This is a genomic window from Nocardioides nematodiphilus (assembly GCF_020216525.1).
GTDB classification, from domain to species: domain Bacteria; phylum Actinomycetota; class Actinomycetes; order Propionibacteriales; family Nocardioidaceae; genus Nocardioides; species Nocardioides nematodiphilus.
Genome location: NZ_JAIWOY010000003.1, coordinates 79,543 through 100,440 on the forward strand (window position 1 = coordinate 79,543; position 20,898 = coordinate 100,440).

Annotated in this window: 21 protein-coding genes; 18 read left to right on the forward strand and 3 right to left on the reverse strand. The window is 71.1% G+C overall.

Translation table 11 applies throughout. The annotated features are described in order from the left end of the window. The first annotated feature begins 2 nt into the window (after positions 1-2). Genes hisH through hisF form a run of 4 tightly spaced genes read left to right on the forward strand, consistent with a single transcriptional unit; the run spans position 3 to position 2,478 of the window. Positions 3-647 (forward strand): imidazole glycerol phosphate synthase subunit HisH, encoded by a 645-nt coding sequence (hisH, locus tag KSO98_RS06400; RefSeq protein ID WP_225284248.1) that lies wholly within the window; start codon positions 3-5, stop codon positions 645-647. A 3-nt stretch (positions 648-650) separates the two neighbouring features. Continuing rightward, on the forward strand, positions 651-983 hold the full coding sequence (locus KSO98_RS06405; RefSeq protein ID WP_225284249.1) for a hypothetical protein: 333 nt from the start codon (positions 651-653) through the stop codon (positions 981-983). 2 nt (positions 984-985) lie between these two features. Further along, positions 986-1,720: a bifunctional 1-(5-phosphoribosyl)-5-((5-phosphoribosylamino)methylideneamino)imidazole-4-carboxamide isomerase/phosphoribosylanthranilate isomerase PriA gene (gene priA, locus KSO98_RS06410; RefSeq protein WP_225284250.1), complete on the forward strand. Its 735-nt coding sequence runs from the start codon at positions 986-988 to the stop codon at positions 1,718-1,720. Beyond that, on the forward strand, positions 1,717-2,478 hold the full coding sequence (gene hisF / locus KSO98_RS06415; RefSeq protein WP_225284251.1) for an imidazole glycerol phosphate synthase subunit HisF: 762 nt from the start codon (positions 1,717-1,719) through the stop codon (positions 2,476-2,478). Before priA ends, hisF begins: the two co-directional genes overlap by 4 nt. A gap of 85 nt (positions 2,479-2,563) precedes the next feature. On the opposite strand, the gene KSO98_RS06420 is transcribed toward hisF, so the two are convergent. Then, positions 2,564-3,013, reverse strand: coding sequence for a carboxymuconolactone decarboxylase family protein (locus KSO98_RS06420; protein WP_225284252.1), 450 nt, complete (start codon positions 3,011-3,013; stop codon positions 2,564-2,566). Between the two features lie 134 nt (positions 3,014-3,147). On the opposite strand from KSO98_RS06420, the gene sigJ reads away from it, so the two are divergent. Together sigJ and KSO98_RS06430 are read left to right on the forward strand one after the other, a co-directional pair. Beyond that, positions 3,148-4,038 (forward strand): RNA polymerase sigma factor SigJ, encoded by an 891-nt coding sequence (gene sigJ / locus KSO98_RS06425; protein WP_225284253.1) that lies wholly within the window; start codon positions 3,148-3,150, stop codon positions 4,036-4,038. 60 nt (positions 4,039-4,098) lie between these two features. Continuing rightward, complete coding sequence (locus KSO98_RS06430) at positions 4,099-4,452, forward strand: dihydrofolate reductase family protein (protein ID WP_225284254.1); 354 nt, start codon at positions 4,099-4,101, stop codon at positions 4,450-4,452. A 1-nt stretch (position 4,453) separates the two neighbouring features. Here KSO98_RS06430 and KSO98_RS06435 read toward each other — a convergent pair whose 3' ends face one another. Next, on the reverse strand, positions 4,454-4,834 hold the full coding sequence (locus tag KSO98_RS06435) for a VOC family protein (protein ID WP_225284256.1): 381 nt from the start codon (positions 4,832-4,834) through the stop codon (positions 4,454-4,456). Between the two features lie 13 nt (positions 4,835-4,847). Beyond that, complete coding sequence (locus KSO98_RS06440) at positions 4,848-5,480, reverse strand: TIGR03085 family metal-binding protein (RefSeq protein WP_225284257.1); 633 nt, start codon at positions 5,478-5,480, stop codon at positions 4,848-4,850. A gap of 19 nt (positions 5,481-5,499) precedes the next feature. Between KSO98_RS06440 and KSO98_RS06445 the strand changes: the two genes are divergently transcribed. From KSO98_RS06445 to KSO98_RS06500, 12 genes are all read left to right on the forward strand, one after another. Next, positions 5,500-7,272, forward strand: coding sequence for an ABC transporter ATP-binding protein (locus KSO98_RS06445; protein WP_308012731.1), 1,773 nt, complete (start codon positions 5,500-5,502; stop codon positions 7,270-7,272). Further along, on the forward strand, positions 7,269-9,050 hold the full coding sequence (locus tag KSO98_RS06450) for an ABC transporter ATP-binding protein (RefSeq protein WP_225284259.1): 1,782 nt from the start codon (positions 7,269-7,271) through the stop codon (positions 9,048-9,050). The genes KSO98_RS06445 and KSO98_RS06450 overlap by 4 nt, the downstream gene beginning before the upstream one ends. A gap of 8 nt (positions 9,051-9,058) precedes the next feature. Next, on the forward strand, positions 9,059-9,418 hold the full coding sequence (gene hisI / locus KSO98_RS06455; protein ID WP_225284260.1) for a phosphoribosyl-AMP cyclohydrolase: 360 nt from the start codon (positions 9,059-9,061) through the stop codon (positions 9,416-9,418). After that, entirely contained in the window at positions 9,415-9,987 is a 573-nt protein-coding gene (locus tag KSO98_RS06460; RefSeq protein WP_225284261.1) for a Trp biosynthesis-associated membrane protein, read from the forward strand. Before hisI ends, KSO98_RS06460 begins: the two co-directional genes overlap by 4 nt. Before the next feature lie 57 nt (positions 9,988-10,044). After that, positions 10,045-10,245, forward strand: a complete 201-nt coding sequence (locus KSO98_RS06465) for an HGxxPAAW family protein (protein WP_225284262.1) — start codon at positions 10,045-10,047, stop codon at positions 10,243-10,245. A gap of 2 nt (positions 10,246-10,247) precedes the next feature. Beyond that, positions 10,248-11,048: an indole-3-glycerol phosphate synthase TrpC gene (trpC, locus tag KSO98_RS06470; RefSeq protein WP_225284263.1), complete on the forward strand. Its 801-nt coding sequence runs from the start codon at positions 10,248-10,250 to the stop codon at positions 11,046-11,048. Beyond that, positions 11,045-12,313, forward strand: a complete 1,269-nt coding sequence (gene trpB / locus KSO98_RS06475) for a tryptophan synthase subunit beta (RefSeq protein WP_225284265.1) — start codon at positions 11,045-11,047, stop codon at positions 12,311-12,313. The genes trpC and trpB overlap by 4 nt, the downstream gene beginning before the upstream one ends. Beyond that, positions 12,310-13,116 carry a tryptophan synthase subunit alpha gene (trpA, locus tag KSO98_RS06480; protein WP_225284266.1) on the forward strand — a complete coding sequence of 269 codons (807 nt, stop codon included), beginning with the start codon at positions 12,310-12,312 and terminating at the stop codon, positions 13,114-13,116. Before trpB ends, trpA begins: the two co-directional genes overlap by 4 nt. Then, positions 13,109-13,714 (forward strand): SCO family protein, encoded by a 606-nt coding sequence (locus KSO98_RS06485; RefSeq protein ID WP_225284267.1) that lies wholly within the window; start codon positions 13,109-13,111, stop codon positions 13,712-13,714. The genes trpA and KSO98_RS06485 overlap by 8 nt, the downstream gene beginning before the upstream one ends. 11 nt (positions 13,715-13,725) lie before the next feature. Next, the gene (gene lgt / locus KSO98_RS06490; protein WP_225284268.1) at positions 13,726-14,601 is read left to right on the forward strand and encodes a prolipoprotein diacylglyceryl transferase; all 876 of its coding nucleotides are present in this window, start codon (positions 13,726-13,728) and stop codon (positions 14,599-14,601) included. A gap of 161 nt (positions 14,602-14,762) precedes the next feature. Next, positions 14,763-19,328 carry a glutamate synthase large subunit gene (gene gltB, locus KSO98_RS06495; RefSeq protein WP_225284269.1) on the forward strand — a complete coding sequence of 1,522 codons (4,566 nt, stop codon included), beginning with the start codon at positions 14,763-14,765 and terminating at the stop codon, positions 19,326-19,328. Beyond that, a complete protein-coding gene (locus KSO98_RS06500; RefSeq protein ID WP_225284270.1) occupies positions 19,321-20,805 on the forward strand; it encodes a glutamate synthase subunit beta in 1,485 nt (494 codons plus the stop codon). The genes gltB and KSO98_RS06500 overlap by 8 nt, the downstream gene beginning before the upstream one ends. Positions 20,806-20,898 lie beyond the last annotated feature (93 nt).

The following is a 20,898-nucleotide window of genomic DNA, read 5'->3' on the forward strand; positions in this document are numbered from 1 at the left end:
GCATGGCCCAGCCTTCTGTGGTGGTGCTCGACTACGGCTCGGGCAACCTGCGCTCGGCCGTGCGCGCCGTCGAGCGCGCCGGTGCGAGTGTCGAGCTGACCAGCGACATGGACGCCGCGCTCGCCGCCGACGGCCTGCTGGTGCCCGGCGTCGGCGCGTACGAGGCCTGCATGAAGGGCCTGCGGGAGATCCGTGGCGAGCGGATCATCGGCCGCCGGCTCTCCGGCGGACGCCCGGTGCTCGGCATCTGCGTCGGGATGCAGATCCTGTTCGCGCGCGGCGTCGAGCACGGCGTCGAGACCGAGGGGTGCGACGAGTGGCCGGGCGTCGTCGAGCGGCTGCAGGCCCCGATCGTGCCCCACATGGGCTGGAACACCCTCGACGTCCCCGAGGGCACCGAGCTCTTCGCCGGCGTCGAGGACGAGCGGTTCTACTTCGTGCACTCATACGGCGTGCGGACGTGGGAGCTGGTCACCAACGATCGGACCAAGGCGCCGCTGGTGACGTGGGCCGAGCACGGTGGCGACCGGTTCGTCGCAGCGGTCGAGAACGGCGCGCTGTCGGCCACCCAGTTCCACCCCGAGAAGTCCGGCGACGCCGGCGCCGCGCTGCTGCGCAACTGGGTCCAGTCCCTCAAGAGCGCCTGAGCCATGCCGTCCGGAGTGCGCGCCAAGGCCCGCGAGGAGCGTGAGCGGCAGGCGGCCGAGGCCGCCGCTGCCCGTGTCGACGCGCAGGCCAGGGCCGCACGTGGGCAGCGCCGCCGGGCGCGTCTGGCACGGCTCCTGCCGACCCGGACCGGGCGCCAGACCGGTGCCTTCGCCAGGCGCCGACGCATCCGGATCCAGGTGCTGCTCGTCGGTCTGGTCGTCCTCAACGCGCTGCTCTGGTTCGCTGAGCCGTCGCCGTCCATCCGGGCACTCGCCCTCGTCGCCAGCGTGCTGGCGGCCCCTGTCCTGTACACCGTGTTGTTCCGAAAGGCCTGAACGTGTCCTACCTCGAGCTGCTCCCCGCCGTCGACATCAAGGGCGGCCGCGCCGTCCAGCTGGTGCAGGGCGTCGACGGGTCCGAGAAGGTCTTCGGTGACCCCATCGAGGCCGCGCTGCGCTGGCAGGAGATGGGTGCGGAGTGGATCCACCTGGTCGACCTCGACGCCGCCTTCGGCCACGGCTCCAACGCCGACCTCCTGGCCGAGGTCACCCGCGCGGTCGACATCAAGATCGAGCGCTCCGGCGGCATCCGCGACGACGAGACGCTGAAGGCGGCCATGGACTCCGGCTGTCGCCGCGTCAACATCGGCACCGCCGCCCTGGAGAACCCCGAGTGGTGCCGCACGGCGATCGCCGAGTACGGCGACCGGGTCGCGATCGGCCTCGACGTCCGCGGCACCACGCTTGCGGCGCGTGGCTGGACCAAGGACGGTGGCGACCTCTGGGAGACGCTGGCCCGGCTCGACTCCGAGGGCTGCGCCCGCTACGTCGTCACCGACGTCAACAAGGACGGCATGCTCCAGGGCCCGAACCTCGACCTGCTGCGCGACGTCGCGTCTCGTACGTCCGCCCCGATCGTCGCCTCCGGCGGTGTCACCACCATCGACGACATCCGCGCGCTGATGACACTGGTCGATGATGGCGTCGAGGGCGCGATCGCCGGCACGGCGCTCTACACCGGCTCCCTCTCCCTCGAGGAGGCGCTCGCGGTGACGAGGGGCGCAGCGTCATGACGCTCGCCGTACGGGTCATCCCGTGCCTCGACGTCGACGGCGGTCGCGTCGTGAAGGGGATCAACTTCGAGAACCTGCGCGACGCCGGCGACCCGGTCGAGCTGGCCAAGGTCTACGACCGCGAGGGCGCCGACGAGTTGACCTTCCTGGACATCTCCGCCTCCTCGGACGCGCGGGGGACGACGATGGAGATCGTCTCCAAGGTGGCCGAGGAGGTCTTCATCCCCCTGACGGTCGGTGGTGGCGTGCGCGCCGTCGCCGACGTTGACCGGCTGCTGCGAGCCGGCGCGGACAAGGTCGGTGTCAACACCGCCGCCATCACGCGCCCGGAGCTGATCGCCGAGATCGCGGACCGCTTCGGCTCGCAGGTGCTGGTGCTCTCGGTCGACGCGCGCCGTGCCGCCGGCACTGCGTCGGGCTTCGAGGTGACCACCCACGGTGGCCGTCAGTCCGCGGGGATCGACGCGGTCGAGTGGGCGATCCGCGCCGCCGAGCTCGGCGCCGGCGAGATCCTGCTCAACTCGATGGACGCCGACGGCACCCGCGACGGCTTCGACCTGGAGATGCTGCGCGCGGTCCGCGCGGAGGTCTCCATCCCGGTGATCGCGTCGGGCGGCGCCGGCGCGGCGGAGCACTTCGCCCCCGCGGTGGACGCCGGCGCGGATGCCGTCCTGGCCGCCTCGGTCTTCCACTTCGGCACCCTGCGCATCGGCGAGGTCAAGTCCGCTCTCGCCGGCGCCGGCCACCCGGTGCGCTGACCCCGGGTCTGCAGAAGGCGCCGCCGGCTCTGCGGCGGTGACCGCCGAGTCCGCGCTGGGTGCGGACTCGGCGGTCGTGCTGCGATCAGGGAGCGACCGGGTAGCCCGAGGTGATGGCGAGCCGGTTCCAGCCGTTGATCGAGATGGCCAGAGCCGTGATCGCGGCGATCTCCTCCTTGGTGAGGATCGCGGCGACGTCGACCTTCGGCGCCGGGCTCGTGTGGGCGTTGCCGATCAGGGTGACCTGCTCGGCGAGCGTAAGGGCGGCCTGCTCCTTCTCGGTGAAGTACTGCGACTCCCACCAGGCGGCGACGACCGCGAGCCGATCGGCGGTCTCGCCGTTCTTCATCGCGTCCTGGGTGTGCATCCGCAGGCAGAACGCGCAGCCGTTGAGCTGGGAGGCGCGCAGCCGGACCAGGTCCAGCAGGAGGGGGTGCAGGCCGGCGGCCTCGGCTGCCTCGACCGCGGCCTTCTCGACCGCGATCTGCGCCTCGTAGAGGGCGGGGACGGCTTTGGTGACGTTGACGTGCGACATGGGTGGTCACTCCTTGGGTGTGGGCCGGTGTCTCCGGCGTACACACTGATGACGAGATAGCGGCCCCAGATGTGAGGACCTCACAGAAGTGATCGCTGCCTCGTCATGTCGGCATGAGCGAACCAGGTGGGGCCATGCATGATCTGAGCGTGGAGATGGCCGATGTGATGGCGGAGCGGCGCCGGCTGATCGCGTTGGCGTACCGGCTGCTCGGCACGCTCGAGGAGGCCGAGGACGCCGTCCAGGAGACCTATCTGCGCTGGTACCGCCTCTCCGCCGACGAACGGGCCGGGATCGACAACCCGCAGGGCTGGCTGACCCGCGTCGCCTCGCGCGTGTGCCTCGACGTGCTCAAGTCGGCGCGGGCGCGCCGCGAGCAGTACGTCGGCCCCTGGCTGCCCGAGCCGCTGCCCTCCGACGCCCTCGCGGCCGGGCCCGTCGACCCGGCCGACCGGGTCACCCTCGACGACACGATCAGCACCGCCCTGCTCGTGGTCCTCGACGCGATGACCCCGGCGGAGCGGGTCGCGTTCGTGCTGCACGACGTCTTCGCCCTGCCCTTCCCCGACATCGCGACGGTCGTCGGCCGTACGCCCGCGGCGGTGCGCCAGCTGGCCACTGCGGCGCGACGCAAGGTCGCGGCCCACCGCGAGACGATCGCTCCCGTCGAGCAGCACGACGCGGTCGTACGGGCCTTCAGCGCCGCCGTCTCGGGCGGCGACCTGGGCGCCCTCACCGCGTTGCTCGACCCGTCCGTGGTCCTGCGCTCCGACGGCGGCGGCGTGGTCAGCGCGGCGATCAACCCGGTCGCGGGCGCGGACAAGGTCGCACGGTTCATGCTCGGCGTGATGGTCAAGCGCCCCGAGTGGGAGCTCGTCGAGCGGCCGACCGCGGACGGTCTGGGCTTCGTCTGGCGCTCGGGCGACGCCGTCATGGGCGTGATCAACGTCAAGGTGGTCGCCGGCCTGGTCACCGATGTGTGGATGGTGGTCAACCCCGGCAAGCTCTCGACCTGGACGGCCTGAGCGGGGCCCTTGCTCGGCGCGCCCGCCGCAGCGCGGTCCGTACGGCGAGCGGCTAACGTGATGCGACGTGACCCGATTCGTCTTCGCCACTGCGGTCTCGCTCGACGGCTTCCTCGCGGACCCGGACGACTCGCTGGACTGGGCGCGGTCGCCGACCTGGCCGACGAGCTGCGCTCGGTGGCGGCCGGTGAGGACGTCTGGATCGTCGGCGGGGGAGACCTGGCCGGCCAGTTCCACGACGCCGGCCTCCTGGACGAGATCCGGGTGTCGATCGCGGCCGTCACCCTCGGCGCGGGCGCACCCCTGCTCCCGCGCCGCCTCGAGTCGTCGTCGCTGCGTCTGGAGGCGGTGAAGCAGACCGGCCAGTTCGCCGAGCTGCGCTACACCGTCCTCCGCGACGGGCGGCAGGCCTGACTCAGCCCTGCTGCTGGACGACCCAGATCCAGTTGTTGTCCGGGTCGTTCGCCGAGAACATCTTCGGCACCGGGCCCTCGCCGCCCATCATCTCGCCGACCTGGACGCCGGCTGCGCTGAGCGCCTCGCGCTCGGCGTCGACGTCGCTGGTCTCGACGCCGATCGAGCCGCCGCCGGGCTCGCCGTTCATCGGCGGGTTGAGCGCGAGCACGGTGGCCGAGCCCGGGGGAGCGACCTCGACCCAGCGGCCCGCGTCGGCGCCCTCGCCGAAGGACACCTCCGAGCGCAGCTCCCAGCCGAGCTTCTGCGTGTAGAACGCGATCGCGGCGTCCTGGTCGGACACCGAGAACATGGCGGTGGCGATGCTGTTGATCGTGGTCATGCCTCGAGCGTAGTTAGAAGCCGAGCTGCGCGGAACGCAGCTTCGCAACCTTTTCCTCGGGCCCGTCGAAGGCCAGCCCGGTGACCTGCGTGCGGCCGAAGAGGAGGAGCGCGAGCTCGCCCACGGGGCCGGACACCACCACCGGGTCATCGCCTCCGCGCAGCGTGGCGCGACGCGAGCCGGAGACGATCGTCACCGGGACGCCGGCCGGGCGGACCAGGCCCCGGCCCATCATCGAGAGCGGCCGCCAGAGCGTCGTCTCATCGGCATCGGAGAGCTCCCGGGCGACCCACGACGGCTGCGCGCGGCGTACGTCCTCGTGGTGCACGAAGAGCTCGAGCGTGTTCGCCAGCGCGTCAACCCCCGGAGCCCGCAGTGGCAGCGAGGGAATACGAAGGTCACCGACGAGCGCTGCGAACGGACGGGCGGCCAGCCGCGCGGAGGCGCGGTCGGTCAGGCCCGAGAGCGCGGGCACCAGGATCCCACCAGCGACCCACGGCTTGCGCTCGCGGATCAGCAGATGCACCACCAGATCCCGTACGGTCCACTCGCTGCACAGCGTCGCAGCGTCGGGGCCGACGGCCAGAGCAAGATCGCACAGCGCCTCGCGCTCGCGGCGGACGAAGGAACCAGAGGTAGCAGCCACGATGACCGACACTAGCCCGGTGAGACGCGCGAGCACGATGGACGGCTTCCGGGTCCTCGGCGTCGCGATCCGCCGCGAGCCGGTCATCTTCACCGTCTCCACGCTCGGCTCCGCGCTCTTCGGCGCCCTCACCGTCGCCGACGCCTGGGTGCTGGGCTGGTCGACCGACCACGTCATCCTCCCGTCGTACCGCGACGGCCACATCGGCGCCGGCTGGCTCATCGCCGTGGTCGCTCTCTTCGTCGCCGTCGCGATCGGACGGGCCGTCGGCGTCGTCGCCCGCCGGCTCGGCGCCGGTGTCATGCAGTACCGGATGCAGGCCCACTACCGCCGCGCGGTCACCCGGCAGTACCTCCGCCTCCCGCTCGCCTGGCACCAGGCGCACCCGACCGGCCAGCTGCTCAGCAACGCCAACGCCGACGTCGAGGCCGCCTGGGCCCCCATCGCGCCGCTGCCGATGGCGGTGGGCACGATCGCGATGATGGTGATCGCCGTCGTCCAGATGTTCGCCGCCGACGTGGTCCTCGCGCTGCTCGGCATGCTCGTCTTCCCGCTCGTCGTGCTCACCAACCTCGCCTACCAGCGCCGCGCCAGCCCGCTCATCACCCGCGCCCAGCAGCTGCGCGCCGAGCTCAGCGAGGTCGCGCACGAGTCCTTCGACGGTGCCCTCGTGGTCAAGACGCTCGGTCGCGAGAGCGAGGAGACCGAGCGGTTCGCCGCCAAGGCCCGCGAGCTGCGCGACACCAACATCCGCGCCGGCCGGATCCGGGCCGCCTTCGACCCGACCCTGGCCGCGCTGCCCGACATCGGCGTGCTCGTCGTGTTGGCCGTCGGCGTCGTCCGCGTCCTGCACGGGCACGCCCAGGCCGGCGACGTCGTCCAGGTGGGGTTCCTGCTGACCATCGTCGCCTTCCCGATCCGCTCGCTGGGCTGGCTGCTCGGGGAGTTCCCGCGCAGCGTCGTCGGCTTCGACCGGGTCCAGCACGTCCTCGACGCCACCGACGCGCTGACGTACGGCGATCAGCGGCTGCCCGCCGGCTCGGGCGACGGCGCGCGACTCGCGCTCGAGAAGGTCGCGTTCGCCTACGACGCCGACCAGCCGCTGCTCACCGACGTCACCTTCGACGTCGCCCCGGGCCGTACGACCGCGATCGTCGGCCCGACCGCGTCGGGCAAGTCGACGCTCACCAACCTGATGACCCGGCTGGTCGACACCGACGACGGCCGGATCACGCTCGACGGCGTCGACCTGCGCGACCTCGCCCCGGGCGCCCTCGCCGAGGCGATGGCGATCGTGCCGCAGCAGGCGTTCCTCTTCGACGACACGGTGCGCGGCAACATCACCCTCGGTGCCGAGATCGCCGACGAGGAGATCTGGGCGGCGCTGCGGGCGGCGCAGGCCGACGGCTTCGTCGCCGCCCTACGCGAGGGACTCGACACCCGCCTCGGTGAGCGCGGCACCAGCCTCTCGGGCGGTCAGCGTCAGCGCATCTCGCTGGCCCGCGCGCTCGTCCGCAGGCCGCGGCTGCTGATCCTCGACGACGCCACCTCGGCGGTCGATCCCGAGGTGGAGCAGCGCATCCTGGCGGCACTGCGCGGCGACGCGACGGGTGACACGACCCTCGTCGTGGTGGCCTATCGCAAGGCGACGATCGCGCTGGCGGACGAGGTCGTCCACCTCGACGGCGGCCGGATCGCCGGTCGAGGCACCCATGCCGAGCTGCTCGCCACCAGCCCGGCCTACGCCGACCTGGTCAACGCCTACGAGCAGGACGAGGAGGTCGACGCATGAGCGGCACCGTCGACAGCGGGGAGCGGCTCGGCGGCATCGAGACGATCCGCCGCGGCATCCACCACTCACCCGAGCTCGTCCAGGGCATCGGCGTCACCCTGGCCCTGGCGATCGTCGCCAGCCTCGGTCAGGTGATCGTCCCGATCGCTGTCCAGCAGACCCTCGACCGCGGCCTGCACCACGCGGGTGGGCCGGACGTACGGTTCACCGTGTGGATGGGCGTCGCCGCCGCGATCGCCCTCGCCATCGCGAGCGTCGCCTCCTACCTGATGACCGCGCGGCTGTTCACCGCCGCCGAGAGCGGCCTGGCCACGCTGCGCACCAAGGCGTTCCGCCACGTCCACGACCTGCCGATGCTCACCCAGCACACCGAGCGCCGCGGCGCTCTGGTCTCGCGGGTGACCAGCGACGTCGACCAGATCAGCCAGTTCGTCGTGTACGGCGGCCTGCTCCTGGTCGTCTCGGTCGGCCAGATGCTGATCGCCAGCGTCGTGATGGTCGTCTACTCGTGGCAGCTCGCCATCGTGGTCTGGGTCTGCTTCGTGCCGCTCTTCGCCAGCCTCCCGTTCTTCCAGCGCCGCCTCTCGGTCGCCTACACGGCTGTTCGCCGTCAGGTCGGCACCATGCTGTCGGCCATCGCCGAGCCGGTCGTCGGGGCGGCCGTCGTCAAGGCGTACGCGGTCGAGGCCCGCACCCAGGCCCGCATCGACGAGGCGGTCGAGGCCAACCGGGCCGCCCAGACGAAGGCGCAGAGCCTGGTCGCCGGCTTCTTCAGCCTCGGCGGCCTGGCGGGCGGGCTCGCGCTCGCGGGCGTCGTCGTCCTCGGCGTGCAGCTCGGTATCCACGGCAACCTGTCGAGCGGCCGGATCCTCGCCTTCGCGTTCCTGGTCTCGCTCTTCGTCGGCCCGGTGCAGACCGGATCGCAGATCCTCACCGACGCCCAGAACGCGGTCGCCAGCTGGCGGCGGGTGATCGGCATCCTCGACACCCCGGCCGATCTGGTCGACCCCGGCCCGGAGGGCGCGCAGCTGCCCCGGGGACCTATCGGTGTCGCCTTCGAGTCGGTCACCTTCGCCTACCCCGGCGGTCCCGACGTCCTGCACGACCTCACCACCGAGATCGCGCCCGGGCGCCGGATCGCGGTGGTGGGCGAGACCGGCTCGGGCAAGTCGACCGTCGCCAAGCTCCTCACCCGCCTCATGGACCCGACCCGCGGCACGATCCGCCTCGACGGGGTGGACGTACGCGAGATCAGCGGCGCCAGCCTGCGCCGCAGCGTGGTGCTCGTGCCGCAGGAGGGCTTCCTCTTCGACGACACGCTGGCCGCCAACGCCCGCTACGGACGGATCGAGGCCACCGACGCCGACATCGAGCGCGCGGCCGAGCAGATCGGCCTCGGCGACTGGCTCGCCGGGCTCCCGTCCGGCGTGCGGACCCGCGTGGGCCAGCGCGGCGAGGCCCTCAGCGCCGGCGAGCGCCAGCTCGTCGCCCTGCTGCGCGCCCAGCTCGCCGACCCCGATCTCCTGGTCCTCGACGAGGCCACCTCCGCGGTCGATCCTGCGCTGGAGATGCGGATCAACCGGGCCCTCGAGCGGCTCATGCAGGGCCGGACCTCCGTCACGATCGCGCACCGGCTCACCACCGCCGAGGGCGCCGACGAGGTGATCGTGGTCGACAAGGGCCGGATCGTGCAGCGCGGCCCGCACGCCGACCTCGTACGCCAGGAGGGGGCCGTCTACGCCGGGCTCCACGCCTCCTGGGTCGCCCAGCAGGGATAATCGACTCCGTGACCGACCCGAGCTCTGGCCTGGACCCGAAGATCGCCGACCGCCTCAAGCGCACCGAGGACGGCCTGGTGCCCGCGATCGCGCAGCAGCACGACACCGGTGAGGTGCTGATGATGGGCTGGATGAACGACGAGTCGCTCGCGCGCACCATCGAGACGGGCCGGGCGACCTACTGGAGCCGCAGCCGCCAGGAGTACTGGGCCAAGGGCGACACCTCCGGGCACCTCCAGTACGTCAAGGAGATCCGCCTCGACTGCGACGGCGACACGCTGCTGCTCAAGGTCGACCAGATCGGGGCCGCCTGCCACACCGGCGACCGGACCTGCTTCGACGCCGACCTGATCGCGGACCTGGGATGAGCGCTCCGGGCCGGGTCGTCGAGCGCCGTACCTTCTGGCCCACCGCACTCCTCGGGCTGATCGGCGCGTGCGTCGCGGCCTGGGCCGGCCACCACCCGTGGATCAAGGCCGCTGCCAACGACCCGTTCAGCCAGGCGCAGGGCAACGTCGACAGTCCCGGCATCACCGCGCTCGCGCTGGTCGCCCTCGCCGCCTGGGGTGTGATCCTGGTGACGCGCGGCCTGGCGAGGCGCTTGGTCGCGATGCTCGGCCTCGTCGCCGCCGGGGCGCCCGTCCCCGCCATCTGGGGCACCCGCCACCACCTGCTCTCCACCCACGACGGCAGCCACGGCACTGCCTGGCCGTGGGTCTCGCTGGTCGCCCTGGTGGTGACGTTCCTGAGCTTCGTGGTCGCGGTGATGAAGAGCCCGGTATGGCCCGAGATGGGTGCCAAGTACGACGCGCCCACCGGAGCGACGTCGACCGCTCCGCTCGAGGAGCAGAGCAGCATCGACCTATGGAAATCGCTCGACGAGGGCACCGATCCCACGGTGGGGCCGGCCACAGACCCGACCCACGAATCCGAGTGACCCCGCCGACCCCATAGAATCGGCGCGCACCGTCCACCGCACCATCGAGGAGCACTCATGTCCGACAACCACGGCAACACCCCGGCTGCCTGGAGCGCCGTCGTGGTCGGCCTGCTCGGCTTCCTGATCGGCTCGATCGGCCTCATGCTCAGCCCGATCAGCTACATCGTCTTCTGGGTCGGCGTCGCCGTCACCCTCGCGTCGGGTGCGGTCTTCATCGTGCTGGCGAAGATGGGCTACCACGCCGAGTCACACTGACGATGTCGGTTCTCGACGACATCATCTCGGGCGTACGAGAGGACCTCGCCGCCCGGCAGTCGCAGGTCAGCGTCGCCGACCTCAGGGCAGCGCTCGCCGACGTCGACGCGCCGCGCGACCCGATGCCGCACCTGCGCGGTGCCGGCAGCAGCGTGATCTCCGAGGTCAAGCGCAAGAGCCCCAGCAAGGGCCATCTCGCCGACATCCCGGACCCGACGGCCCTCGCCGCCGCCTACGAGCGTGGGGGAGCGGCCGCGATCTCGGTGCTCACCGAGCAGCGCCGCTTCGGGGGCTCGCTCGATGACCTGCGTGCCGTCCGGGCCGTCGTCGACACCCCGATCCTGCGCAAGGACTTCATCGTCGAGGAGTACCAGCTGCTCGAGGCCCGAGCCGCCGGCGCCGACCTCGCGCTCCTAATGTGCTCCGCCCTCCTCGGCGACGACCTCACCCGCCTCTACGAGTACGCCCGCGAGCTCGGGCTGACCCCGCTCGTCGAGGTGCACGACGAGGAGGAGACCGCACGCGCAGTCGCGCTCGGGGCCGAGCTGATCGGCGTCAACGCGCGCAACCTCAAGACGCTCGAGATCCACGCCGACATGTTCGGCAGACTCGCGCCCCTCATCCCGGCCGACCGGGTCACGGTGGCCGAGTCCGGCATCTTCTCCGCCGCCGACGTCCAGCGCTATGTCGACGAGGGCGCCCGCGCGGTGCTCGTCGGCGAGGCGCTGGTCAAGGACGGCGACCCCGAGGCAGCCGTCCGTGGCATGACCGGCCTCACCGCCCAGGAAGGCGTCCGACGATGACGACCCACCTCAACGAGACCACCAGCTTCGACGCCGACGCGCAGGGCTGGTTCGGCGGCCCGGTCGAGGGCTTCGGCGGCAAGTTCATGCCCGAGGCGCTGATGAAGGCCCTCGACGAGCTCGACGCCGCCTGGAAGGGCGCCAAGGCCGACCCGGAGTTCGTGGCCGAGTTCGACGCGATCCTGCGCGACTACGCCAACCTCCCGAGCCCCCTGTACGAGGCCAAGCGCCTCTCCGAGCAGGCCGGCATCCGGATCCTGCTCAAGCGCGAGGACCTCAACCACACCGGCGCCCACAAGATCCGCAACGTGCTGGGTCAGGCCCTGCTCACCAAGCGGATGGGCAAGACCCGTGTCATCGCCGAGACCGGTGCCGGCCAGCACGGGGTCGCCAGCGCCACCGCCGCGGCGTACTTCGGGCTTGACTGCACCGTCTACATGGGCAAGGTCGACACCGAGCGCCAGGCCCTCAACGTCGCCCGGATGCGCCTGCTCGGCGCCGAGGTGATCGCCGTCGACTCCGGAAGCGCCACCCTCAAGGACGCCATCAACGAGGCCCTGCGCGACTGGGTCTCCAGCGTCGAGCACACCGCGTACCTCTTCGGCACCGCCGCCGGCCCGCACCCGTTCCCGACGCTGGTGCGCGACCTGACCCGTGGCATCGGCGACGAGGCCCGCGAGCAGTGCCTGCAGCAGTACGGCCGGCTCCCCGACGCGATCGCGGCCTGCATCGGCGGCGGCTCCAACGCCATCGGCCTGTTCACCGCGTTCCTCGAGGACCCGTCGGTGCGGATCTACGGCTTCGAGGCCGGCGGTGACGGCTTCGAGACCGGCCGTCACGCGGCCACCATCGTCGCCGCCGACCAGGGCGTCCTGCACGGGGCCCGCACCTACGTCCTCCAGGACGAGGACGGCCAGACCATCGAGTCCCATTCCATCTCCGCCGGGCTCGACTACCCGGGCGTCGGCCCGCAGCACGCGTGGCTGGCCAAGGCCGGTCGCGCCACGTACGAGCCCGTCACCGACGTCGAGGCGATGGACGCGATGGCGCTGCTCGCCCGCACCGAGGGCATCATCCCGGCCATCGAGTCCGCCCACGCCCTCGCCGGCGCGATGCGGATCGCGCCCACGCTCCGCGAGGAGCTCGGCCCCGACGCCACCTTGCTGGTCAACCTGTCCGGCCGCGGCGACAAGGACATGGGCACCGCGATGGAGTGGTTCAAGCTCGGCGACCCCGACGACGAGACCGGAGACGTGAGCAAGTGACCACGACCAGCTCCGCCTTCGCGACCGCGAAGGCCGAGGGCCGCGCGGCCCTCGTCGGCTACCTGCCGGCCGGCTTCCCCGACGTCGACGGCTCGATCGAGGCGATCCGGACGATGGTCGCGGCCGGGTGCGACGTCATCGAGATCGGTCTGCCCTACAGCGACCCGGTGATGGACGGCCCGACCATCCAGGCCGCCGCCCAGCAGGCCCTTGAGCGCGGCGTCCGCACCCGGGACGTCCTCCGTACGGTCGAGGCGGTCGCCGCCACCGGCGTGCCGACGCTCGTGATGACCTACTGGAACCCGGTCGAGAAGTACGGCGTCGACCGGTTCGCCGCCGATCTCAAGAGCGCCGGAGGAGCCGGGCTGATCACGCCGGACATCACTCCCGACTACGGCCAGGCCTGGATCGCGGCCGCCGATGCGCACGACCTCGACAAGGTCTTCCTCGTCGCCCCGTCGAGCACCGACGAGCGGATCGCGATGACCACGGCCGCCTGTCGCGGCTTCGTCTACGCCACCGGGGTCATGGGCGTCACCGGCGGCAAGCAGGCCACCACCGACGTCGTCGGACCCCTCGTGACCCGGACGAAGGCGCTCGCCCCGGCCGGGCTCCCGGTCGGCGTCGGCGTCGGCGTCAGCACCGGCGATCAGGCCGCAGCGATCGCCGCGCACTCCGACGGCGTCATCGTCGGCAGCGCGTTCGTGCGGGCCATCTTGGAGAACCAGGGCGACAAGGCCGCCTACCTCAAGGCGCTGAGCACCCTCACCGAGGAGCTGGCCGCAGGAGTCCGGCGTGCCTAAGCGCGTCCTCGCAGCGACCCTCGCCGTGGTCGCGCTGCTCCTCAGCGCCTGCGGTGGCAGCTCCGCCCCGGCGAAGTTCTACGGCATCACCCACGACGCCTACACGGTGCCGACGGACAAGCTGACCGATACCGAGGGCAAGCCGTTCTCGCTGGTCAGCGACACCGGCAAGCCGCTCACCCTGGTGTTCTTCGGCTACACCCACTGCCCCGACATCTGCGGACAGGTGATGAACGCCCTGGCCAGCGCGATGACGCGGCTGAGCGACCACGAGCGGTCCGAGGTGCAGGTCGTCTTCATCACGACGGACCCGAGCCGTGACACCCCGACCGTGCTGCGGCACTACCTCGACCACTACAACCCGGCGTTCGAGGGGCTGACCGGCGATCTCGACACGATCGCCGCGATCGGCAAGCCGCTGGCCGTCTACGTCGCGCAGGGCCAGAAGCTCGCCAGCGGCGGGTACGACCTCAACACCCACTCCACCCAGGTCACCGCGATCGGCTCGGACGACCGCTCCCGGGTGCTGTGGACCATGGACACCTCGTCGGCCCAGTACGCCTCCGACATCCGCAGCCTGCTGAAGCAGGCCTCCTGAAAGGCGTGGCGATGCTTCCGCTATCGATCCCCAGCCCCAGCCGCGGTGTGGTCCACCTCGGACCGCTCCCGATCCGCGGCTACGCGCTGTGCATCATCGCCGGCATCGTCATCGCCGTCTGGATCTCCGAGCGGCGCTGGAAGGCCCGCGGCGGCGAGCCGGGCCGGATCCAGGACATCGCCCTGTGGGCGGTCCCGTTCGGCGTCGTCGGCGGCCGGCTCTACCACGTCCTCACCGACCACCGCCTCTACTTCGGGGAGGGCCGGCACCCGATCGAGGCGCTGTACGTCTGGCGCGGAGGACTCGGCATCTGGGGCGCCATCGCCCTCGGCGCGGTCGGCGGCATCATCGGAGCCCGCCGGATGGGGATCAAGGTCGCGCCCCTGCTCGACGTCGCCCTGCCGACCTGCCTGCTCGCCCAGGCGGCGGGCCGCTGGGGCAACTGGTTCAACCAGGAGCTGTACGGCAAGCCCACCGACCTGCCGTGGGGTCTGCGGATCGAGCCGGCCAACTTCCCGCAGGGACCCGACCAGTTCCCGGCCGGCACCACCTTCCACCCGACGTTCCTCTACGAGTCGCTGTGGTGCGTGCTCGGCTTCTTCGCGATCCTCTGGGTCGAGCGCCGTCTCAAGAACGGCCCGCACGCCCTCGGCCACGGCCGTGCCGCCGCGCTCTACGTGATGGTCTACTGCTTCGGCCGGTTCTGGATCGAGCAGCTCCGGATCGACACCATCGAGCTCAACGACGTGCTCGGGCTGCGCTGGGCCGACTGGATGTCGATCATCCTGTTCGTGCTCGCGGCCGCGTACTTCGTGTGGTCCCTGCGTGCCCGGCCGGGCGTCGAGCAGAGCGTCTACCGCGGCGATCGCGAGCCCGCGGCTCTCTGAGGAGGAGACGGGCGTGATAGCGTTCGTCCAACGCGCGGGCCAATGTCGTCCCCTGCTTCGCACTGCCACATGCCGACTTCCGGCGCGCGTACCCGTCTGACCTCTCTTCGGCGAGGCCTGCGGAGGCGTGTGTGGCGCCCCGACAACGACGGGAGAGAACGGTGCCCTACCAGCACTCATTCCCCGCCCCGCAAGGGCTGTACGACCCGCGGTTCGAGAAGGACGCCTGTGGCGTCGCCTTCGTCGCGACCCTGAGCGGTGAGGCCACTCACCGCATCGTCGAGCAGGGCATCACCGCCCTGGTGAACCTCGACCACCGCGGTGCCGCTGGCGCCGAGGTCAACTCCGGCGATGGCGCCGGCATCCTGATCCAGGTCCCGGACGCCTTCCTGCGCGCCGTGACGGCCGAGCAGGGCATCGCGCTCCCGGCCGCCGGCACCTACGCGGTCGGCACCGCCTTCCTCCCGGGTGACGAGGCCAACGTGGCGGCCGACCGGGAGACGATCGAGAAGATCGCCGCCGAGGAGGGCCTCGAGGTCCTCGGATGGCGCGAGGTCCCGGTCAACCCGGAGAGCCTCGGCGCCACCGCGCTCGCGGTGATGCCGACCTTCAGCCAGCTCTTCGTCAAGGCCGCCGGCGGCCGCGTGACGGGCATGGCGCTGGAGCGCCTCGCCTTCGTGCTGCGCAAGCGCGCCGAGAGCGAGACCGACGCGTACTTCCCGTCGCTGTCCTCGAAGACCCTGGTCTACAAGGGCATGCTCACCACCCACCAGCTGGGCGACGTCTTCCCGGACCTGCGCGACCCGCGGATGGCCTCGGCCATCGCCGTCGTGCACTCCCGGTTCTCGACGAACACGTTCCCGAGCTGGCCGCTGAGCCACCCGTTCCGCTACATCGCGCACAACGGTGAGATCAACACCGTGATGGGCAACCGGAACTGGATGCGCGCCCGTGAGGCGCTCCTGGCCTCCGACGTCATCCCCGGCGACCTCGAGCGGATCTACCCCATCTGCACGCCCGGCGCGAGCGACTCGGCCTCCTTCGACGAGGTCCTCGAGCTGCTCCACCTCGGCGGCCGCAGCCTGCCGCACTCGGTGCTGATGATGATCCCCGAGGCGTGGGAGAACCACACCGAGATGGATCCCAAGCGCAAGGCGTTCTACGAGTTCCACGCCAAGCTGATGGAGGCGTGGGACGGCCCGGCCAACGTCGTCTTCACCGACGGCACCCAGGTCGGCGCCGTGCTCGACCGCAACGGTCTGCGCCCGGGCCGCTACTGGGTGACCGAGGACGGCCTGGTCATCTACGCATCCGAGGCCGGCGTCCTGCACGACATCGAGCCGAAGAACGTCATCCGCAAGGGCCGCATGCAGCCCGGCAAGATGTTCCTCGTCGACACCGAGCAGCACCGCATCATCGAGGACGACGAGATCAAGGACGCGCTCGCGTCCGAGCACCCGTACGAGGAGTGGCTGCACGCCGGCCAGATCAACCTCGCCGACATCCCCGAGCGTGAGCACGTCGTGCACACCCACGCCTCGGTGACCCGTCGCCAGCAGGTCTTCGGCTACACCGAGGAGGAGCTGCGCGTCATCCTGGCGCCGATGGCCAACTCCGGCGGTGAGCCGCTCGGCTCGATGGGCACCGACAGCCCGATCGCGGCGCTCTCGGCCAAGCCGCGTCTGCTGTTCGACTACTTCGTGCAGCTCTTCGCCCAGGTCACGAACCCGCCGCTGGATGCCATCCGCGAGGAGCTGGTAACCAGCCTGGCCAGCACCATCGGCCCGGAGGCCAACCTGCTCGAGCCGAGCCCCGCCTCGTGCCGCCAGGTCGTGCTGCCCTTCCCGGTCCTGTCCAACGACGACCTGGCGAAGATCCGCCACATCAACCGTGACGGCGACATGCCCGGCTTCATCACCCACGTGGTGCGCGGCCTGTACGACGTGCACGGCGGCGGTGCCGCGATGGCTGCCCGCCTCGAGGAGATCTGTGGCGAGGTCAGCGCCGCCATCGCCGACGGCGCGCGCATCATCGTGCTCTCCGACCGGCACTCGACGGCCGACCTGGCCCCGATCCCGTCGCTGCTGCTCACCGGCGCGGTCCACCATCACCTGGTGCGGGAGAAGACCCGAACGCAGGTCGGCCTGCTGGTCGAGGCGGGCGACGTCCGCGAGGTGCACCACGTCGCGACCCTGATCGGCTACGGCGCGGCCGCGGTCAACCCGTACCTGGCCATGGAGTCGGTCGAGGACCTCGCGTTCGAGGGCTTCTTCGTCAAGAACGACCCCGAGAAGGCCGTCCAGAACCTCATCAAGGCCCTCGGCAAGGGTGTCTTGAAGGTCATGTCGAAGATGGGCGTCAGCACGCTGGCCTCATACACCGGCGCGCAGATCTTCGAGGCCGTCGGTCTCTCGCAGGCCGTCGTCGACACGTACTTCACCGGCACCACCTCGAAGCTCGGCGGCATCGAGCTCGACGTCATCGCCGAGGAGGTCGCCCAGCGTCACGCGACCGCCTACCCCCGCGACGGTGTCGCGGCCGCTCACCGCGAGCTGTCGATCGGTGGCGAGTACCAGTGGCGTCGTGAGGGCGAGCCGCACCTCTTCGACCCGGAGACGGTCTTCCGGCTCCAGCACGCCACCCGCGAGGGTCGCTACGACATCTTCCAGCAGTACACGCAGCGCGTGAACGAGCAGTCCGAGCGCCTGATGACGCTGCGGGGCCTGTTCAAGTTCAAGGACGCGGGTGCCACCGGTCGTGCGCCGATCTCGATCGACGAGGTCGAGCCCGTCGAGGACATCGTCAAGCGCTTCAGCACCGGCGCGATGTCGTACGGCTCCATCTCGCAGGAGGCGCACGAGACCCTCGCGATCGCGATGAACATGCTCGGCGCCAAGTCGAACACCGGCGAGGGTGGCGAGGACCCGGAGCGTCTGCACGACCCGGCCCGCCGCTCGGCGATCAAGCAGGTCGCATCGGGTCGCTTCGGCGTCACGTCGGAGTACCTGACCAACGCCGACGACATCCAGATCAAGATGGCGCAGGGCGCGAAGCCCGGCGAGGGCGGCCAGCTCCCCGGCCACAAGGTCTACCCGTGGGTCGCCAAGACGCGTCACTCGACGCCGGGCGTGGGCCTGATCAGCCCGCCGCCGCACCACGACATCTACTCGATCGAGGACCTGGCTCAGCTGATCCACGACCTCAAGAACGCCAACCCGGCGGCCCGCGTCCACGTGAAGCTGGTCTCCGAGGTCGGTGTGGGCACGGTTGCGGCGGGTGTCTCCAAGGCGCACGCCGACGTCGTCCTCATCTCGGGTCACGACGGTGGTACGGGCGCCTCGCCGCTCACCTCGCTCAAGCACGCCGGCGGCCCCTGGGAGCTCGGCCTCGCCGAGGCCCAGCAGACCCTGCTGCTCAACGGCCTGCGCGACCGCATCGTGGTCCAGGCCGACGGTCAGCTCAAGACCGGTCGCGACGTCGTCATCGCGGCGCTGCTCGGCGCCGAGGAGTTCGGCTTCGCCACCGCTCCGCTGGTGGTCTCCGGGTGCATCCTGATGCGGGTCTGCCACCTCGACACCTGCCCGGTGGGCGTCGCGACGCAGAACCCGGTGCTGCGCGAGCGGTTCTCCGGCAAGGCCGAGTACGTCGTGAACTTCTTCCGGTACATCGCCGAAGAGGTCCGCGAGATCCTCGCCGAGCTCGGCTTCCGATCCATCGAGGAGGCGATCGGCCAGGCCGGCATGCTCGACACCCGCGACGCGATCGACCACTGGAAGGCGGCCGGTCTCGACCTGGCGCCGATCTTCCACGTCGTCACCTCGCCCGAGCAGTTCGCCGACCAGGACCTGCGTCACACCACGACGCAGGATCACGGCATCGAGCGCTCGCTCGACTTCACCACCCTCGTCCCGCTGGCCCAGCCGGCGCTCGAGAGCGGTGACCCGGTCCGCGCCCAGCTCGAGATCAAGAACGTCAACCGCACGGTCGGCACGCTGCTCGGTCACGAGGTGACCAAGCGCTACAAGGGGGCCGGTCTGCCGGACGGCACGATCGACATCACCTTCACCGGCTCGGCGGGCCAGTCGTTCGGCGCGTTCGTGCCGCGCGGTGTCACGCTGCGCCTCGAGGGCGACGCCAACGACTACGTCGGCAAGGGCCTCTCCGGCGGCCGCATCGTGGTGCGACCCGACCGCTCGGCGCCGTTCGCGGCCGACGGCCAGATCATCGCCGGCAACACCATCGCGTACGGCGCCACCTCCGGGCAGATCTTCCTGCGCGGCGGTGTCGGCGAGCGCTGCTGCGTGCGCAACTCCGGTGCCACCGTCGTCACCGAGGGCGTGGGCGACCACGGCTGTGAGTACATGACCGGTGGACGCGTCGTCGTCCTCGGCCCGACGGGCCGCAACTTCGCGGCCGGCATGTCGGGTGGTGTCGCGTACGTGCTCGACTTCAAGAAGCAGCGGGTCAACCCCGAGCTGGTCGAGCTGGGCGCGGTCGAGGGCAGGTTCGCCGACGAGCTCGAGCAGATCGTCCGCACCCACCACGAGGAGACCGAGTCCGAGGTGGCGGCCGCGCTGCTCGCCGACTGGCCGGCTGCTCTGGCCCGGTTCACCCGGATCATGCCCAGCGACTACAAGCGGGTCCTCGAGGCCCAGGAGGAGGCCCTCGAGGAGGGCCTCTCCGAGGACGAGGCCGCGGCCCGGATTATGGAGGTGCTCCATGGCTGACCCGAAGGGGTTCCTGAAGAACGGCCGCGAGGGTGCGACCCGTCGCCCCGTCGACGAGCGGATCGGCGACTGGAACGAGGTGTATCCGGACAGCATCGGCAAGGCGCTGCTCCCGATCATCAACGTCCAGGCCAGCCGCTGCATGGACTGCGGCATCCCGTTCTGCCACCAGGGCTGTCCGCTCGGCAACATCATCCCCGAGTGGAACGACCTGACCTGGCGCAACGACTGGGACGGCGCCATCGAGCGTCTGCACGCGACCAACAACTTCCCGGAGTTCACCGGTCGCCTGTGTCCGGCCCCGTGCGAGACCGCCTGCGTCCTGGGCATCAACCAGGACCCGGTGACGATCAAGAACATCGAGGTCTCGATCATCGATCGCGCCTGGGACGACCGCAACGTCAAGCCCCAGCCGCCGGAGTGGCTCTCGGGCAAGACCGTCGCGGTCATCGGCTCGGGCCCGGCGGGCCTCGCCGCCGCCCAGCAGCTCACCCGCGCCGGTCACACCGTGGCGGTCTACGAGCGGGCCGACAAGATCGGCGGCCTGCTGCGCTACGGCATCCCCGAGTTCAAGATGGAGAAGAAGCACGTCGACCGGCGCCTCGAGCAGATGCGCCGCGAGGGCACGGTCTTCCGGGCCGGCGTCGACGTGGGCACCGCCATCACCGGCCAGGAGCTGCGCGAGCGCTACGACGCCGTCGTCCTGGCCGTCGGGTCGACGATCCCGCGTGACCTGCCGGTCCCGGGTCGCGAGCTCAACGGCATCCACCAGGCGATGGAGTTCCTGCCGCAGGCCAACCGCCAGGCGCTGGGAGAGACCGTCGAGGGTCAGATCCGGGCCGACGGCAAGCACGTCGTCATCATCGGCGGCGGCGACACCGGCGCCGACTGCCTCGGCACCTCCATCCGGCACGGCGCCACCTCGATCACCCAGCTGGAGATCATGCCGCGTCCCGAGGAGTCCAACGGCCGCGCCGACGCGCGTCCGAACGGGCAGCCGTGGCCGACGTACCCGATGATCTTCCGCGTCTCCTCGGCCCACGAGGAGGGCGGTGACCGGGTGTACGGCGTCTCCACCAAGGAGTTCCTGGGCGACGAGAACGGCAACGTCCGCGCGCTCAAGATCGTCGACGTGGTCTTCGAGGGCGGCAAGCTCACCGAGGTCGAGGGCACCGAGCGCGAGATCCTCGCCGACCTGGTGCTCTTCGCGATGGGCTTCACCGGCCCGGAGCAGAACGGCGTGGTCGAGCAGCTCGGGGTCGAGCTGGACGCGCGCGGCAACATCGCCCGCGGCGCGGCGTTCCAGACCTCGGTCGAGGGCGTCTACGTGGCCGGCGACGCCGGTCGCGGCCAGTCGCTCATCGTCTGGGCGATCGCCGAGGGCCGCTCGGCGGCCGCCGCGGTGGACGCCTACCTCACCGGCTCGACGACGCTCCCGTCGCCGATCAAGCCGACCGACCGTCCGCTGATGGTCTGACGCCGCCGGAAACGCGCTGAACAGGCGCTGTTCGTGCCCTGAGCACGGACAGCGCCTGTTCTGTCATTTGTTACTCGTGAGTCATGGCCCGGA

Coding starts and splice junctions, on each gene's coding strand:
- hisH (WP_225284248.1), top strand. CDS start 3: ATGGCCCAGCCTTCTGTGGTGGTGCTCGACTACGGCTCGGGCAACCTG.
- KSO98_RS06405 (WP_225284249.1), top strand. CDS start 651: ATGCCGTCCGGAGTGCGCGCCAAGGCCCGCGAGGAGCGTGAGCGGCAG.
- hisF (WP_225284251.1), top strand. CDS start 1,717: ATGACGCTCGCCGTACGGGTCATCCCGTGCCTCGACGTCGACGGCGGT.
- KSO98_RS06420 (WP_225284252.1), bottom strand. CDS start 3,013: ATGTCGCACGTCAACGTCACCAAAGCCGTCCCCGCCCTCTACGAGGCG.
- sigJ (WP_225284253.1), top strand. CDS start 3,148: ATGCATGATCTGAGCGTGGAGATGGCCGATGTGATGGCGGAGCGGCGC.
- KSO98_RS06430 (WP_225284254.1), top strand. CDS start 4,099: ATGCGACGTGACCCGATTCGTCTTCGCCACTGCGGTCTCGCTCGACGG.
- KSO98_RS06435 (WP_225284256.1), bottom strand. CDS start 4,834: ATGACCACGATCAACAGCATCGCCACCGCCATGTTCTCGGTGTCCGAC.
- KSO98_RS06450 (WP_225284259.1), top strand. CDS start 7,269: ATGAGCGGCACCGTCGACAGCGGGGAGCGGCTCGGCGGCATCGAGACG.
- KSO98_RS06460 (WP_225284261.1), top strand. CDS start 9,415: ATGAGCGCTCCGGGCCGGGTCGTCGAGCGCCGTACCTTCTGGCCCACC.
- KSO98_RS06465 (WP_225284262.1), top strand. CDS start 10,045: ATGTCCGACAACCACGGCAACACCCCGGCTGCCTGGAGCGCCGTCGTG.
- trpC (WP_225284263.1), top strand. CDS start 10,248: ATGTCGGTTCTCGACGACATCATCTCGGGCGTACGAGAGGACCTCGCC.
- trpB (WP_225284265.1), top strand. CDS start 11,045: ATGACGACCCACCTCAACGAGACCACCAGCTTCGACGCCGACGCGCAG.
- lgt (WP_225284268.1), top strand. CDS start 13,726: ATGCTTCCGCTATCGATCCCCAGCCCCAGCCGCGGTGTGGTCCACCTC.
- KSO98_RS06500 (WP_225284270.1), top strand. CDS start 19,321: ATGGCTGACCCGAAGGGGTTCCTGAAGAACGGCCGCGAGGGTGCGACC.